Source organism: Hymenobacter antarcticus (assembly GCF_039539545.1).
Lineage (GTDB): Bacteria > Bacteroidota > Bacteroidia > Cytophagales > Hymenobacteraceae > Hymenobacter > Hymenobacter antarcticus.
The window spans coordinates 213,920-229,071 of record NZ_BAABDI010000003.1 but is presented as its reverse complement, the minus strand read 5'-3'; the positions used below and the strand labels follow the sequence as shown (position 1 = coordinate 229,071).

14 protein-coding genes are annotated in these 15,152 nt (G+C 59.5%); 6 read left to right on the top strand and 8 right to left on the bottom strand.

The genetic code is table 11. The features are described 5' to 3' along the window. Positions 1–4 precede the first annotated feature (4 nt). From ABD819_RS04350 to ABD819_RS04330, 5 genes are all read left to right on the top strand, one after another. Positions 5–637 (top strand): hypothetical protein, encoded by a 633-nt coding sequence (locus ABD819_RS04350; protein WP_345121371.1) that lies wholly within the window; start codon positions 5–7, stop codon positions 635–637. Between the two features lie 75 nt (positions 638–712). Then, positions 713–1,654 carry an ABC transporter ATP-binding protein gene (locus tag ABD819_RS04345; protein ID WP_345121369.1) on the top strand — a complete coding sequence of 314 codons (942 nt, stop codon included), beginning with the start codon at positions 713–715 and terminating at the stop codon, positions 1,652–1,654. Between the two features lie 212 nt (positions 1,655–1,866). Continuing rightward, complete coding sequence (locus ABD819_RS04340; RefSeq protein ID WP_345121367.1) at positions 1,867–3,264, top strand: ABC transporter permease; 1,398 nt, start codon at positions 1,867–1,869, stop codon at positions 3,262–3,264. Between the two features lie 125 nt (positions 3,265–3,389). Continuing rightward, positions 3,390–4,274, top strand: coding sequence for a ChaN family lipoprotein (locus ABD819_RS04335; protein WP_345121365.1), 885 nt, complete (start codon positions 3,390–3,392; stop codon positions 4,272–4,274). Between the two features lie 474 nt (positions 4,275–4,748). After that, entirely contained in the window at positions 4,749–5,255 is a 507-nt protein-coding gene (locus ABD819_RS04330; RefSeq protein ID WP_345121363.1) for a cupin domain-containing protein, read from the top strand. Between the two features lie 81 nt (positions 5,256–5,336). Here ABD819_RS04330 and ABD819_RS04325 read toward each other — a convergent pair whose 3' ends face one another. The 5 genes from ABD819_RS04325 to ABD819_RS04305 all read right to left on the bottom strand — a co-directional run bounded on the left by ABD819_RS04325 (position 5,337) and on the right by ABD819_RS04305 (position 8,975). Beyond that, complete coding sequence (locus ABD819_RS04325) at positions 5,337–5,516, bottom strand: hypothetical protein (protein WP_345121361.1); 180 nt, start codon at positions 5,514–5,516, stop codon at positions 5,337–5,339. 145 nt (positions 5,517–5,661) lie between these two features. Beyond that, the gene (locus ABD819_RS04320) at positions 5,662–7,863 is read right to left on the bottom strand and encodes a penicillin acylase family protein (RefSeq protein WP_345121359.1); all 2,202 of its coding nucleotides are present in this window, start codon (positions 7,861–7,863) and stop codon (positions 5,662–5,664) included. A 105-nt stretch (positions 7,864–7,968) separates the two neighbouring features. After that, positions 7,969–8,319: a hypothetical protein gene (locus ABD819_RS04315; protein ID WP_425553916.1), complete on the bottom strand. Its 351-nt coding sequence runs from the start codon at positions 8,317–8,319 to the stop codon at positions 7,969–7,971. Continuing rightward, positions 8,306–8,578, bottom strand: a complete 273-nt coding sequence (locus ABD819_RS04310; RefSeq protein ID WP_345121355.1) for a hypothetical protein — start codon at positions 8,576–8,578, stop codon at positions 8,306–8,308. Before ABD819_RS04310 ends, ABD819_RS04315 begins: the two co-directional genes overlap by 14 nt. A gap of 49 nt (positions 8,579–8,627) precedes the next feature. Continuing rightward, on the bottom strand, positions 8,628–8,975 hold the full coding sequence (locus ABD819_RS04305) for a HesB/IscA family protein (protein ID WP_345121353.1): 348 nt from the start codon (positions 8,973–8,975) through the stop codon (positions 8,628–8,630). Between the two features lie 201 nt (positions 8,976–9,176). Here ABD819_RS04305 and ABD819_RS04300 point away from each other — a divergent pair, with 201 nt between their 5' ends. Further along, positions 9,177–9,713, top strand: coding sequence for a DUF7935 family protein (locus ABD819_RS04300; protein ID WP_345121350.1), 537 nt, complete (start codon positions 9,177–9,179; stop codon positions 9,711–9,713). Positions 9,714–9,910: 197 nt separating this feature from the next. Here the strand turns inward: ABD819_RS04300 and bshA are convergent, their stop codons facing one another. The 3 genes from bshA to ABD819_RS04285 form a co-directional block, all read right to left on the bottom strand. Continuing rightward, on the bottom strand, positions 9,911–11,047 hold the full coding sequence (gene bshA / locus ABD819_RS04295) for an N-acetyl-alpha-D-glucosaminyl L-malate synthase BshA (protein ID WP_345121348.1): 1,137 nt from the start codon (positions 11,045–11,047) through the stop codon (positions 9,911–9,913). Between the two features lie 189 nt (positions 11,048–11,236). After that, on the bottom strand, positions 11,237–11,968 hold the full coding sequence (locus ABD819_RS04290; protein ID WP_345121346.1) for an outer membrane beta-barrel protein: 732 nt from the start codon (positions 11,966–11,968) through the stop codon (positions 11,237–11,239). 68 nt (positions 11,969–12,036) lie between these two features. Beyond that, positions 12,037–15,036: a serine hydrolase domain-containing protein gene (locus ABD819_RS04285; RefSeq protein WP_345121344.1), complete on the bottom strand. Its 3,000-nt coding sequence runs from the start codon at positions 15,034–15,036 to the stop codon at positions 12,037–12,039. Between the last annotated feature and the right edge of the window lie 116 nt (positions 15,037–15,152).

The following is a 15,152-nucleotide window of genomic DNA, read 5'->3' as shown; positions in this document are numbered from 1 at the left end:
TCTTATGGAACTTGATGACCTGCGCCGCCAATGGCAGCGGCCTGAGCCGGCCGGCGAACCGGCTGCTTTCGATGCCGCCGAAGTTGCCCGACTACTGGCCCAGCGGTCTATGGATAGTTTGGAGCAGTTGCGACAGAATGCCCGTAGAGACCTGTTAATCAACACTGGTTTCCTGGTGGTATCGCTGGGATTGATTGTCTTTGCCCCGTTCGCCTGGCTGCGGACGATGGGGTACCTGCTGGCTTTGGTAGCGCTGCTGTGCATCTATTATTTCTACCGGAAGATGGGTCTGTTGCGCGGCATCACCAGGCCAGAGGGCGATTTGCGTACTCATCTTGTGCGCGTTACCAGTGGGCTGCGGGTCCTCATGCGCTTCTACTATCGGTTTACGATGGTGCTGATTCCAGTGGCGGGGCTCGTGGGGATGACTGCCGGACTATTAGAGCCCAAAAATGGCGTGGTGGCCATTCCGCCGTCGCGGCTGCTGCTGGCCTTGGGCCTGGAGCTGGTAGTAAGTCTGGCGTTGTACTGGCCAGTGACAAAGTACATCCGCTGGTACCTTCAGCGGGTCTACGGCCAGCACCTCGACCGCCTCGAAGCCAGCCTGCGCGAGCTGGGCGACGAGCCGGCCGGCTGATACCTGGTTTTCATTTACTTTTAACCCTTAACCGGCGCAAGCTGAAGTGCGCGCTACACCTAATCCTCTTTTTCTGTGAAACCTATTCTCGAAGCCATCAACGTGCGCAAGGCCTACGCCAACCACGTTGCCCTCGACGATGTGAGCCTCTCCATTGCGGAGGGCAGCATCTTCGGCCTGCTTGGGCCCAACGGCGCGGGCAAAACCTCGCTCATTCGCATCATCACCCAGATTACGGGCGCTGACTCGGGTGAAATCCGCTTCCGGGGCGAGCGGCTGAACTCCAGCCACATTGGCCAAATCGGCTATCTGCCCGAAGAGCGCGGCCTCTACAAAAAGATGAAAGTGGGCGAGCAGCTGCTCTACCTGGCCCGCCTGCGGGGCCTGAGCCGCGCCGATGCCATGGGGCGCATCCGCCGCTGGCTCGACCGGCTGGAGCTGAAGCACTGGGCCGAGAAAAACGTGGAAGACCTCAGCAAGGGCATGCAGCAAAAGGTGCAGTTCATTGCCACGGTGCTGCACGAGCCCAAGCTGATTATCCTTGATGAGCCGTTTTCGGGCTTCGACCCGATTAACGCCAACCTCATCAAGGACGAAATTCTGGCCCTGCGCGACCAGGGTTCGACCATCATTTTCTCGACGCACCGCATGGAATCGGTGGAGGAATTGTGCGACAGCATTGCCCTGATAAACAAGGCGCACAAGGTGCTGGACGGCTCGGTGGGCGACATCAAGAACCAGTTCAAAACCAACACCTACGAGCTGGAAGGCCGGGGCCGCTTCATGCTCACGCATCCCGATTTTGAGGTGCTGGAACAGAAGGAGCGCGAGAACGGCCACGTCTTCGCCCGCATCCAGATTCACCCCGGCGCCACGCCCAACGACCTGCTGCGCTTCGCCATGACGCAGCTGGAAATCCAGGCTTTCCGGGAGCGAATTCCGAGCATCAACGAAATTTTCATCCGGCGGGTAGGGGAGACGATGCCGGAGGCGCTGCTGGCGGCGCAGGAAGTATAGCTGAGCCGGTAAATGCACGGTTGTGCATCAAGGCACAATCATGCCCCAAGGAACGGTCATGCCCATCTGGCGTCCGCTTGCCGAAGCATCTCTACCGCTTCGTTCGCTCAGCATGGATTACTTACGCGGTAGAGATGCTTCGGCAAGCTCAGCATGACCGTCTGTTTCCTCCCTTTTTCCCCAACACACCTTTCTTTTGCAACCCCAACATCATGGATAAAATCTGGCTCATCATTCAGCGTGAATACCTCACGCGCGTCCGGAAAAAGAGTTTTCTGGTCATTTCGCTGTTGGCTCCGCTGCTGCTGGCGGGGGCGGGCATTGCCATTGCCAAGCTCAGCTCCTCGTCGGGGGCCGATACGGTAGCCGTTCACGATGAAAGCGGCCTCGACCTGCGCAGCCACCTGCAGAATACGGATGAGGTCGTGTTTGTGCCCGCCGCGCCCGGCTCGCTGGCCGCCGCTCAGGCAGCCTTCGAGCAGGCCAAGCCCAAGCAGGCGGCGCTGCTCAATTTCCCGGCCGGCTTCGGGCTCGATAGCACCAAGGGCATTCAGGTGCTGGGCAAGGGCAACGTGTCGCTCAACCGCCAGAGCAACATCCGCAAGGCCGTGAACAAAGCCGTGGGCGAGCTGAAGATGGCCCGCTCCGGTCTCAAGCAGGAAACCATCGACAACCTGCAAGCCCGGATTGAACTCACGGCTATCAATCTCGACGAAATTGGCGGCAAGCGCAACGACGTGGCCGTGACCACCAGCATGGCTTACGTGCTGTCCATCCTGGTGTACATGTTCATTTTCGTCTACGGCGTGCAGGTGATGCGTGGCGTGAGCGAGGAAAAGTCGAACCGCATCATGGAAGTCATGATTTCGTCGGTGAAGCCGTTTGAGCTCATGATGGGCAAGATTCTGGGCATCGCGGGCGTGGTGCTCACGCAGTTTGGGTTGTGGATAGCGCTGTCGTGGGCCATCACCACGGTGGCCGTGCCGCTGCTGATGAAGTCTGAGAAGCCGGCCACTACTATAGCGACCACCTCAGTGCCCGCCAGCACCGCAGGCCCCGCCGCCACGGCCCCAAGCCAGGCCCCCGCTACGGCTGCGGCCACCGTGGCGGCCGCCAATGGGGGCGAGGTAGTAGCGCCCAAACCTGGCCAGTTCAGCCTCTTGAATGTGCTCGAAGGCTTGCCCATCGGCAGCATCATCGGCGGGTTCCTGTTCTATTTCCTGGGTGGCTACCTGTTGTATTCGGCCATGTTCGCGGCCATCGGCTCGGCCGTGGACGACCAGACCGACGCCCAGCAGTTCATGTTCCCGGTCACGGTACCGCTCATTTTGAGCTACGTGGTCAGCATCAACGTCATCATCAACGGCGACCCCAACGGCCCGCTGGCCCTCTGGCTGTCGATGATTCCCTTCACCTCGCCCATTGCCATGGTGATGCGTCTGCCCTTCGGCGTGCCCACCTGGCAGCTGCTGCTCTCGGGCAGCTTGCTGATTGCCGGCTTCGTGGGCGTGACGTGGGTAGCGGCCCGCATCTACCGGGTTGGCATCCTGATGTACGGCAAGAAAGTGACGTACAAGGAGCTGTCGAAGTGGATGTTTTATAAGGGCTAAAAGTTGCATCCGGAAAAACTTTGAACGTCATGCTGAGCTTGTCGAGGCATCTTTCCCGCGTAAGTAATCAGTTACTGCTGCGGTAGAGATGCTTCGACTTCGCTCAGCATGACGTGCTTTTTAATATGACAATCTTCCGCATATTTTCCCTGCTCTGCCTGGCCTTCACCAGCCTCGCCTTCACCGCCGACCGGCCGGCCTACCGCCTCTTTAGCGCCGCCGGCCAGCCGGCCGATTACGACCAGATGATGCAGGAGCTGGCGCAGGCCGATGTCGTCCTCTTCGGCGAGCAGCACAACGATGCCATCGCCCACTGGCTGGAGCTGCAGGTAGCCAAGGACCTGCTGAAGCTGAAGAAGCCCGGCCAGCTGGTGCTGGGCATGGAGATGTTTGAGCGCGACGTGCAGCCCCTGGTGGCTCAATACACCGCCGGCACCCTGGCCGATACTGCTTTTCTGCGTCAAGCACGGCCGTGGCCCAATTACGACACCGACTACCGTCCGCTGTTGCAGCTTGCCCGCGAAAACCGGGTGCCCGTCGTGGGCACCAACGCCCCGCGCCCTTTCGCCAAAGTCGTGGCCCAGCGCAGCCTCACCGCTCTCGACAAAATCCCGGCCGCGGACCGCGCCTTACTGGCCCCGCTACCCCTGAAAGTGGATTACGACCTGCCCGGCTACAAAAACATGGCCGCCATGTTCGGCGGCGATGGCAAAGCCCACGGCGGCGGGGCCCAGAACATCATCCAGGCCCAGGCGCTGAGGGATGCCACCATGGCCCATTTCATCCAAACCAGCCGCCAGGCCGGCCAAACCCTGCTCCACTTCAACGGCAGCTACCACTCCGATAACCACGAAGGCATCGGGGCCTACCTGCGCCAGTACGCGCCCAAGCTGCGCGTACGCACCATCAGCGTGGTGACGCAGGAGCAGCTGCAGACGCTGGAGAAGGAGCAGGTGAACGTAGCCGATTTCGTGGTAGTAGTGCCGATGGATGCGGCCAAGACGTACTAAGAGGCTATCCGAATAGGGAAGAAAAGAACGGTCATGCCGAGCGCAGCCGAGGCATCTCGCGTGCAGCAGTAAGCAGCCGCCACCTCAACAAAGCGGCCGTTATGCCTCGGCTGCGCTCGGCATAACGGCCTATTCGGATAGCCTCTAAGTTGTTATTTATCAGTAGGATGGCAATCGGCTGACTGACAACTAACAACGAGCAACTAATAACCCGTTTGCTTTTGAACGACTGCTTAGAGCGGTTTCCAGGTTGATGTGCGCGATATGGAGACGCACTATTTTGCGGCTCGTCGTTCAACGGTCGAAGCCGCGCCATTCGCTCATCATCGCCCAACGACGAGCCACAAAATGTTGCGGCTCTACCGCACCCACAGAAGATGTACACCAATAATAGGCCACTCTAATTCGCTTAAACCGGTACTGTGCTCTTACTTTGTGAATAGATTTTTGCTATTCAGACAGTATTTCCAGCGTATGCTTACCACCGACACCAAAAAACAAGCCCTATTTCAGCAAGTAGCCGCAAAGCTGCAAGAGCAGGGATTTACTATTGCCAAAGAGGACCAGACGCGCCCCTGGGGCGGTTTTTTCGTCATTCAGGAAGACCAGGCCCAGGAGTTTGCCAATACGTACTTCGATGGTCTTTCGGTGGAGGGACTGAAAATTTCGGGCAAGCTCAGTCCCAAGGTATTGCTGGTGGCTCCCGGGCAGCGCCTGAGCTGGCAGTATCATCACCGCCGCGCCGAAATCTGGCAGGTGGTGCAGGGCCCGGTGGGCGTGGCTACCAGCGACACCGACGAGCAGGGCGAAGTGAAAAGCTATGCAGTGGGCGAGCGCATCGTGCTCAGGCAGGGCGAGCGGCACCGCCTGGTGGGCTTGGAGGGCTGGGGCGTGCTGGCCGAAATCTGGCAGCACACCGACGCGGGTAATCCCTCGGATGAGGACGACATCGTGCGCGTTCAGGATGATTTTGGCCGCTAGACCAATTCTATTTTCAAGCATAAAAAAAGCCCGGTACCACCGGGCTTTTTTTATGCTTGAAAATTGCCTCAAACGTTGATGCTACTCCGCTGGCTTCACCTTCTTGAGGGCCTCAGTCAGCGACTGTTGAAGCTTTTCGCCGGAATCAGCCGGGGCTTTTTCGGCTATCTTATATTCCTTCTGCAGGCGCTCCCAGTCCTCAATCGGAATGAAAACGCCGGTGATTTTGCCTTTGTCGTCGGATAAATACTTGATGTCCATGGCGGGCTGATTGGGTTGATGGGAAACAAAGCTGTTTAGAAAATTGCAAACCTCTGGAACGTCATGCTTCGGCTGCGCGGACGCAAGATGAAGCATGACCGACTTTTTAAACAGCCTCAATAATAGCTGGGAAACCAACTGCTGATTACTGGCCCGGACGGTACGTTTTTTCGGCGTGCGCCTTCACGTCCTCCGGGTAGAAGCGCACTTCCTTGAACCGGCCGTTGCAATATAGGGCAGCCTGGTCGGTGAAGTGCGGGGTGCCGGGCCGGCTGCTCTGCCCGCCGGTCATCACGGAGCGGGCCACGATGCGCGGGCCGAAATCGACCACGGCTACAAAGCTGTTGCCGATATCGCCGTAGCGCTTTTTGGTGCCCGGGTAGGTCTGCGCCTTGAACGAAGCCAGCGAACCCCAGTTGGCCGAGGTGAAGGCCACCGGGAGGCTGAGCCGCTGGTCATCGTAGGTTTCCACCACGCGGCCGGTGAGGCGCTGGAAGCGGTTGACTTCGCCCCAGGGTATTTTCCAGGTGCCGAAGTCGCGGGTGAGGTCGTCGAGGGTTTCGGCCAGGGTAGCCACCTTCTCCGTGGGGGTGGTGTTGGCCAGGGCAAACCGTGTGAAGCTGATGTAGTCCTGCTGGGGCTGGGCCGCGGGCACACGGGCCCGGGCTTTGGCCTGTAGCCGCTCGGCCCAATAGATGGCCACCGTTTGGGCCACCGAGGTCTGGCTGTAGCCGCGGTTCCAGGCGCGCAGCAGCTCCATGGCTTCGGCCACGGCGGGGGCGGCGGCTTTTTCGGCCGAGGTGGGCTGGTAGGCGGCCAGCAGCGGGGGCAGCAGGTCATCGAAGGCGGCGAGGTGCGGGTCGTTGGCGGCCGCAATCAGGGTGTCAAGCGTGAAGCTGGTTTTGCCGCTGAGTACGCGGGCGGCGTTGAGACCACGGTAGTTTTCGGCGTCGGGGGCCATGTAGGCGGGGTAATTGGCGGCGGCAGGGCTGCTGGTACCCGATACCGTGAACGGCGTGGAATTGCAGTTCTGAATAAAGCCGCTGGCCGGATTGTGCACCTGCACCAGCTCGTTCACGCCGTGAAAGCCCTGCCACTCGGTGGCTGAGGTGCTGCCATCCACGGGCTGATTCCAGTCGAATTTGGGGCTGCGCTTGGGCATGTAGTTGCCGTGCCAGTAGGCCGTATTGCCCTTGGTATCGGCAAATACGGTGTTGTTGGTGGCGTTGCCGTTCAGCTTCATCACCTCCTGAAAGCTGGGGTAGTCGCGGGCCTTGGTGCGCAGGTAGGACTGCCGTAGCGCGGCGAGCGGCTCGTTCATCATGCGCACGGCCACCCATTGCGTCTCGGACTTTTGGCCCACAATGGGGCCGTGGTGGGTGCGGTAGGTGGTGAACTCCTTGCGCAGTAGCCTGTCGCCGTCTTTGTAGGGCAGCGACATTTTTTGCACCACCACGGGGCGCAGCTTGCCGTCGTATTTATAGTAGAATGCGCCGCCTTTTTTCTCGATGGTTTCGAGGTATTCGTCCATCGAGTCGGCGCTGCTGGAGGTGTGCATCCAGCCACAGTGCTGGTTGAAGCCCTGGTAGATGAAAAACTGGCCCCAGGTCACGGCGCCGTAGGCGTTCAGGCCTTGCTCGCTCACCATCTGCACCTCGGCGCGGAAGTAGAACGACGTGTGCGGGTTGATGAGCAGCAGGGCGTGGCCGTTGGCGCTTTTGCCCGGCGCGATGGCAAAGCCGTTCGACCCAATCTCGCTCCGGTCCTTGCGCTCAGCATCGGCATCCAGCCAGGAGCTGGACTTTTTCTGCCCGTAAAACGACTTCAGCCGGCCCACCGACACCACGCTGATGTTGCCGCCAATGCTGCCCTCGCTGAACATGAGCGGCATCCAGGGCTGGAAGCGGCGCAGCAGCCGGGGCTGCACCGTGGGGTGGGTGGCCAGGTAGTAGTTGGTGCCGTCGGCGAAGGCTTCGAGCAGCTTTTTGAGCTCGGCCGGGCTTTTTTTGTAGATGCTGATGGCCTGCAGGGTGTCCATGAACAAGCGGGCGCGCAGGTCGTGGTACAACTCCTTTTCGCCTTCCACCTCAGCCAGGCGGCCGATGGCGTCGAGGTAGTTGGTCTCGACGCGGTTGAAATCGTCCTCGCACTGCGAGTAGAGCAGGCCAAACACCGCGTCGGCATCGGTCTTGCCGTAAATGTGCGGCACGCCATACGTGTCGCGGGTGATGGATACTTGACGGGCCTGCTGCTGCCAGCGGGCCAGTTCGGCGGCGGTGAATTTTTGGGCCTGGGTGGTCAGCGCCAACAGGCACAGGTTGAAGAGTAGCGAAAGAATCAGACGCATCGGGCCGAAAATTGGTGGAATAGCTGTCGCGAAAGTAAACGAAAAAGCCCTGACCAATGGGTCAGGGCTTGAATGCAGTGGTAAGGCTCACCTGCTATGTTGGTGCTACGGCTGCCCCTGCGGAGGCAGCTGCTGAAGTAGTTCAGTGAGGCGTTTATCAGAGATGTTCTCCTGCTCCGACTTATCATAAATCGACAGCAGGAATACTGTTTCGGTTACGGCCACCACGCAGGTAATCACACGTGCGCCACCGCTGCTGCCCTTGCCTTTGCTGACAATTTTGAGACGGATTTTAAAGCAATTTTTGCCAACTGAAACTCCTGTTTTTGGATTCGAGGCTAACACCTCATTCAATTTATACAACTCTTCTTTGAGTGATGCATACCTCTTCAGAAGTGGTTTGGCTTCACGTCGAAACGACCCTGCGGTATCAACGACGAACTTATTCAAGCTCATCGAGAAATTGCTTCAGCGACATGGCTTGCTTGCGACCTGCCAGTACCTCACGAAGTTCCAAAACCGCTTCCAGCATATTTTGCTCTGCCTGGGTCTGAGGTACGAAATCCGTAGTTGCTACCGGTTGGGAAATGGATTTCGGCCGGGTGGCAGGAGCAGACTTGGGCAACACCCGCGCCTTAATCTTCATTTTTTTGAAGAGGGCAGTCAGGAGCTGCAAATCAGCTTCCGAAGTCGGGGTAACGAGCAGAGAATCCATGCTGAAAAAGTAGGGAACGGAAAAAGCAAGCGCGAAACCCCGCCAGTAATTACGCCGAGAACGACGTGCCGCAGCCGCAGGTGCTTTTGGCCTGGGGGTTGTTGAACACAAAGCCGCGGGCGTTGAGGCCGTCCTGGAAGTCGACTTCCATGCCCAGCACGTACATGGCGTGCTTTTTATCCATGATGAGCTTCAGGCCGCCGAGGTCGTAGATTTCGTCGGCGTCCTTGGCTTTGTCGAAGCCGAGCAGGTAGCTCATGCCCGAGCAGCCTCCGCCCTGCACACCAATGCGCAGGCCGTAATCGGCCGGGACGTTCTTTTCCTGAATGATGTTTTTTACCTCCACAACGGCGCGGTCGGTGAGGGTAATGGGAGCGAGGGTGGCAACAGAAGCCATAATGTAAGTCGATTTAAAGCGAGAGGATTGCAAAGATACAGCCGCCACCGGAGTAGCCCGCGCCGCCGCTGTCAGGGAGCAAACAGCAGTTGGGGGCCGGCGGTTCACGGCGTAAATTTGCCCGAATTGCGGTCAGCACCTACTCACCGATGATACCGTTACAAGTACTTACTAACTGGCCGGCCAACCCCTGCCTCCTGCATGGATTCAACTACCTATTTCTTCGACCTGCTCAAGATTACTCTGCCCGCTCTCATCGTGGCCGGAGCCATTTACCTGTTGTTCCGGCAGTTTCTGGAGCGGGAGCAGCAGCGCCGCCTGATTGAGATGCGCCTGGAAAGCAGCAAGGCCACGCTGCCCCTGCGCCTGCAGGCCTACGAGCGCATCGTGCTTTTTCTGGAGCGTATTTCGCCCAATAATATCCTCGTTCGCCTGAGCAGCGCCGGCTCTACCGCCCCCGATTTTCACCGCCTGCTGCAACAGGAAATCCGCGCCGAGTATGAGCACAACCTTTCGCAGCAGCTCTACATTTCGGGCGATGCCTGGACGCTGGTAAAAGAAGCCAAGGAAAACGTGTTGACCATGGTGAACCGTGCTTTCCACGGCCTGCCCAACCCCGGGCAGGCGCGTGGCACCGAGCTGGCCAAGCGCATTCTGGAAGGCCTGATGCTGGACGGGGCCGAGCCGACCGCGCAGGCGCTGGCGGTGGTGAAAAACGAGGCAGCCGGGCTGTTTTAGAACGACACCCCCCTCCTTTTTTTAAGGAGGGGACATTTTGCTGAAAGCAAAATTGGGGTGGTGAAGTCGTTGCACGATGCGCGAACGACTAGCGACTTCACGCCTTCAATCGTTCGCCCATCGTGCAACGACTTCACCACCCCAGCGCCCGCTTCGCGGTCGCATCCCCTCCTTGAAAAAAGGAGGGGAGTGTCGTTCTACACTGCTACGGTCACTGCTTCAATAGCGCGCTGGTAGCATTCCTCATAGCGGGGTACGATATTCTCCACCGCAAACTCCTCGGCCCGGGCCCGGGCAGCGGCTTTGAAGCGGGGCAGGTTCTCGTCATCGAGCACGTAGAGGGCATTTTTTACCATGTCGGCCACGTCGCCGATTTCGCTGAGCATACCGGTCACGCCGTGCACGTTCAGCTCGGGAATGCCGCCGGCGTTGGTACTCACCACGGGCACTTCGCAGGCCATGGCTTCGAGGGCGGCGAGGCCGAAGCTCTCATTTTCCGAAGGCATCAGGAACAGGTCGCCCACGCTGAGCACTTCCTCCACGGCTTCGAGTTTGCCCAGGAAGCGCAGGTCGCGGTGCACGTCGAGGTCGCGGGCCAGTTTTTCCATGCGGTTGCGGTCGGGGCCATCGCCCACGAGCAGCAGCTTGGCGGGAATCTTTTCACGAACTCCCACGAAAATCTGGAGCACGTCTTCCACCCGCTTCACGGTGCGGAAGTTGCTGGTGTGAATGAGCAGCTTCTCTCCCTCGGGCGCAATTGCGGCCCGGAAATGACTCTTTTCCTGTTTCTTGAAGCGGTGCAGGTCGATGAAGTTGGGAATGACGGTGATGTCCTTCTCAATGGCAAAGTACTCGTAGGTCTCACGCCGCAAATCGGCCGAAACGGACGTCACGCCGTCGCTTTGGTTGATGCTGAACGTGACCACCGGCTCAAAGCTGGCATCCTTGCCCACCAGGGTAATATCGGTGCCGTGCAGGGTCGTCACCACCGGAATCTGGATGCCGCGGGCGCGCAGAATCTGCTTGGCCATGTAGGCCGCCGAGGCGTGCGGAATGGCGTAGTGCACGTGCAGCACGTCGAGCTTCTCATTCTGTACGATGTCGACCATCTTGCTGGTCAGCGCCAGCTCGTAGGGCGGAAACTGAAACAGCGGGTACGCCGGCACATACACCTCGTGGTAAAAGAGATTCTCGTTGAAGAAATCAAGCCGCACCGGCTGGCTGTAGGTGATAAAGTGCACGCGGTGGCCGCGCTGGGCCAGGGCTTTGCCCAGCTCCGTGGCCACCACGCCGGAGCCGCCAAACGTGGGGTAACAAACGATACCAATATTCATAAAGAAGCTAACGCGAAAATGAGCCGCGCGTTCTGCCTAACCGGAATCGGGTTGGGATGTTGGCAAGCCGGGCGTTTGTGCAAAGACGTTGGCCGCCCCGCAATGTTGTTTCAATTTCGTGCGCGCTTCCAATGTAACCCGGTAGAACCTCCTGATATATTCGTAACCCGCAGTGAAATAAGGCTTGGGCTACAGCTTGAAAAAATAGACACCCGTGAACTGCACTAAGCGGTTGTAGGCCGCGTCGTCGTCAAACTGATTGTAGTGGGGATTTTCGGAAACGATATAAGGGGAAAACGCCTGGTGCAGGTTGCGCAGACCCAGGCCGTAGCCCAGCTGCACTTGCAGTGGCCCCTTGCGGTAGCCCAGGCCAAAATTGACGCCGGCATCAAGTCGACGGTTTGTCGTCCCCTTGCCGTAATATAATTTTTTGTCGTAGTCGAAGGGGCCAAACCGTTCGAAAGGCGAGGCTTCCATCAGGGTGCCCCGCTGCCGCCCGCCTACAGCCAGAGCTACGTAAGGCCCGGCAAAAAGCTGAAAGCCATGCAGCGTGTACACCATATTCACCGGCAATTCCAGCCAGTTAGAGCGGTTGACGGTGGAAAGCTCCGTGCTGCTTACGCCCGCCACGCCGCTCATGGATGTAGCGGCGTCAAACTGCTCGCCCTTCTGCGAAAAGACCAAGGCCGGCTGCAACGAAAACCGGCGAAACGCTACCTCCAGTACAGCCCCCGCCTGCCAAGCGAAGAGGGCCGACTTGCTGGCCGAATAATAGTACTGGGAGCTTGAAATGCGGGATGGCTCTACCGTGGACGAGGCCCGGTTGAGGCCCCCACGCAGGCCGAGCCGAAAGGTGGGTTGGGCGAAAGCCGTGGCTGCACTCAGCAGCATAGTCAGGAATAACAGGGTAAAGCGTGGCATCGGAAAGGACGGGTTAGGTGAATAATATCGCCCTGACCGCCTGCCCCTTCTCAAGGTTGCGCCGGCCGCTATTCTTTCGCTTTCCCCGCCGCCAGCGACTTATAAATCACCTCCTGAATGCGGGTGCGGATGTTGTACTGGCGCAGCTTGTTATTGCCGGCATCAGGGTACACGCGGTTGGACAGAAAGATGTAGAGAATGCCGTTATCCGGGTCCATCCATACGCAAGTGCCCGTGAAGCCGGTGTGGCCAAAGGTGCTGGCCGGGGCCAGGTTGCTGGTGGGGCCAGTGGGTTTGCTGGGGTCGCCGTGGTCCCAGCCTAGGCCGCGACGACTGCCGCCGCCCTGCGGGCGGGCAAATTCTGACACGACGGCCGACTGGAAGTAGCGGGTACCGCCGTAACGGCCGTTTTGCAGGTTCATCTGCATGAGCACGGCCAGGTCGTTGGCCGTGGCAAAGAGGCCGGCGTGGCCACCCACGCCGCCGACGAGGGCGGCGGTTTGGTCGTGCACACTGCCCTGCAGCTGCTCCCGGCGATAGTACGTGTCGTTTTCGGTGGGCGCGATGCAGCTTTTGGGAAAGCGCTGCAACGGGTTATACGTCATGCTGCCCAAGCCCAGCGGGCGGTAAAAATTGTCCTGCAGAAACGTTTCAATCGGCTGCTTCAGGATTTTTTCACATACCCGCTTCATCACCATAAAACTCAGGTCGGAGTATTCGGTCGGGTACTTGCCCTTGATTTTAGGCAGCAGGCTGGAGCGCATGGTCCAGGCCCACACCGAGTCGTCGGCGGCCTTGGTGCTGTACTCGCCGGGCACTACTTCATTAGGGAAATCATCGGAGCGGGTGCTGGCGTAGAAAGTCGGCTTCAGGCCACTGCTGTTGATGGTACGCTCCCAGGTAGGAATGCCCGGCTTGAGGCCGGCCTGGTGCAGCAGCACCTCGCGGATGGTCATGTCGCGCTTGTTGGTGCGGGCCAGCTCGGGCAGGTAGGTGGCCACTTTTTCCTCCAGGTTCAGCCGGCTCTGGTCTTTGAGGTACATCACGGCCTGCAGGGTGCCGGCCACTTTGGTCACCGAAGCCAGGTCGTAGAGCGTGTTGCTGGTTACGGGTTGGGTCTGGTCGTAGGTGCAATAGCCGTAGCTCTGGTCGAATACCACGGTACCGTTTTTCGCCACCAACACCTGGCAGCCGGGAGCGGCGGCGTAGGTCTGGCTTTCCAGGGCGATGTTGTCAATCTGGGCCAGCACGCGCGAGCTCAGGCCCTCGCTTTCGGGAGTGGCGTAGCGGAGGCGGTGCAGGTCGAGCGTAGCGATGCCGTTGCCCACCTTCATGTTGGGCGAAACCGTGACCGGCAGCTTGCCCCGGGCCGGCAGCGCCCCAAACAGTACCTGCGGCATCACCAGCTGCGCGGCATAATGGTCCTCATAACCACAAACCAGGGTACGGGCGCTTTCCAGAAACTTGAGCGAGTAGGCATTGCCCATGGCCACCACCACCGTTTTGAGGCGGGGATTAGCTTCGAGCCGCTTGATGAATTTCAGGGCGCCATCACCCAGGCCGTAGTTGTGGCTGGGCGTATTATTCATGTTGTGCAGGCTCACCACCACCACGTTGTAGCCCTGCAGGCGGCTGCTGATGCGGGCAAACGTGCTGTCGTCGGCGTAGCGGTTGGGTACGGCGTACACCGGCCCGGGCTGGTACTTGTTGAAGATGGTCGCGTACGGGCCCTCGGCCTGCGTGCCGATGGTGATGGCCGCGATGCGCAGCGTATCGAGCCGCTGGAAGGGCAGGAGCTGGTCGTCGTTTTTAACCACCGTCACGGCGTGCTCAAAAATATTCTGAGCCAGCACTTTCGTGTCGGGCGTGTTCAGGCTGTCGCGCAGGGTCGCCATGTTCACCGGCTTGTAGTCGGCCAGTCCGGCCCAGTACTTGGCCCGCAGAATCTTGCGAATGCGCAGGTCCAAATCCTCCTGTTTGAGTTTGTCCGCCGCCACGGCTTCCTTGATGCGGAGCAGCGCCGAGGGCACATCTTCCGAGAACAGGAGCACGTCGTTGCCGGCGGCCAGCGCCATCGCGTCCAGCTCGCCGTCCTTGTACAGCCGGCTCACGCTCTTCATATTGAGCGCGTCGGTGAACACGAGGCCCTTAAAGCCCATCTTGTCCTTGAGCAAGTCCGTCACCAGCGCGTGCGACAGCGTGGTGGTCTTGGCGTTGGTCGTGTCGAACAGCGGCATGTAGAGGTGGGCCACAATCACGCCCATCACCCCTGCCTCAAACGACTGCTGAAAGGGCACCAGGTCCACTTTCGTGAGCCGGGCCATGTCGGTGTTGATGACGGGCAGCGACACGTGCGAGTCGGTGTCGGTATCGCCGTGGCCGGGGAAGTGCTTGGCCACCGCCATCACGCGGCTATCCTGCAAGCCCTTGATATACTGGATGCCTAGTTTGCCCACCTGCACCTGGTCTTCGCCAAACGAGCGGTTACCAATCACCGGGTTGCTAGGGTTGGAGTTCACGTCGAGCACCGGGGCGAAGTCGACGTGCACGCCCAGCGCGCGCATTTTGCGGGCAATGTTGCGGCCCATCTGGTACACGTATTTGGGGTCGTCCATCGCCCCCAAAGTCATCTGCTTGGCGAAGTGCGCCGAGGAATCGAGGCGCATATCGAGGCCCCACTCGGCATCCATAGCAATGAGCAGGGGCACCTTGGCGGCGGCCTGCAGGCGGTTGGTCATGATGGCCTGCCGCTTGGGGCCGCCCTGCATAAACATCACCCCGCCAATATTCTGGTTGCGTACCTGGCGCTCGATGCGTTCGACGTGGCTGCGGTCCTTATTAGAGTAAGCGGCCACCATAAACAGCTGGCCCAGGCGCTGGTCAGGCGTGAGCGAGTTGAATACACTATCAACCCAGGCCATTTCGGCCGGCGAGGTCGGCATCGGGTCGGCCGGCATCTTTTTCACTTCAGCAAACGACAGCAGCAAACCCGCGGCCAACAGCAAGGCTGCGAAGCCTAGCCGGAAGGGAATGTGCATCAGCCCCGTGGGGGTGTTGGGTTGATTCAAGAGGTAAACGGGCCGTGAAGGCCGTACTTTTGTCGTGTGTAATGGCGGAACCCGCCAGCTAGGTTTAGAGGTTCCAACAGTGGCCGTCGGCAGGGCGAAACAAGGACGGTAAGAAC

Excerpts from the sequence above, each read along its gene's own strand:
- ABD819_RS04350 (WP_345121371.1), top strand. The coding sequence starts at position 5 with ATGGAACTTGATGACCTGCGCCGCCAATGGCAGCGGCCTGAGCCGGCC.
- ABD819_RS04340 (WP_345121367.1), top strand. The coding sequence starts at position 1,867 with ATGGATAAAATCTGGCTCATCATTCAGCGTGAATACCTCACGCGCGTC.
- ABD819_RS04335 (WP_345121365.1), top strand. The coding sequence starts at position 3,390 with ATGACAATCTTCCGCATATTTTCCCTGCTCTGCCTGGCCTTCACCAGC.
- ABD819_RS04330 (WP_345121363.1), top strand. The coding sequence starts at position 4,749 with ATGCTTACCACCGACACCAAAAAACAAGCCCTATTTCAGCAAGTAGCC.
- ABD819_RS04325 (WP_345121361.1), bottom strand. The coding sequence starts at position 5,516 with ATGGACATCAAGTATTTATCCGACGACAAAGGCAAAATCACCGGCGTT.
- ABD819_RS04320 (WP_345121359.1), bottom strand. The coding sequence starts at position 7,863 with ATGCGTCTGATTCTTTCGCTACTCTTCAACCTGTGCCTGTTGGCGCTG.
- ABD819_RS04315 (WP_425553916.1), bottom strand. The coding sequence starts at position 8,319 with ATGAGCTTGAATAAGTTCGTCGTTGATACCGCAGGGTCGTTTCGACGT.
- ABD819_RS04310 (WP_345121355.1), bottom strand. The coding sequence starts at position 8,578 with ATGGATTCTCTGCTCGTTACCCCGACTTCGGAAGCTGATTTGCAGCTC.
- ABD819_RS04305 (WP_345121353.1), bottom strand. The coding sequence starts at position 8,975 with ATGGCTTCTGTTGCCACCCTCGCTCCCATTACCCTCACCGACCGCGCC.
- ABD819_RS04300 (WP_345121350.1), top strand. The coding sequence starts at position 9,177 with ATGGATTCAACTACCTATTTCTTCGACCTGCTCAAGATTACTCTGCCC.
- bshA (WP_345121348.1), bottom strand. The coding sequence starts at position 11,047 with ATGAATATTGGTATCGTTTGTTACCCCACGTTTGGCGGCTCCGGCGTG.
- ABD819_RS04290 (WP_345121346.1), bottom strand. The coding sequence starts at position 11,968 with ATGCCACGCTTTACCCTGTTATTCCTGACTATGCTGCTGAGTGCAGCC.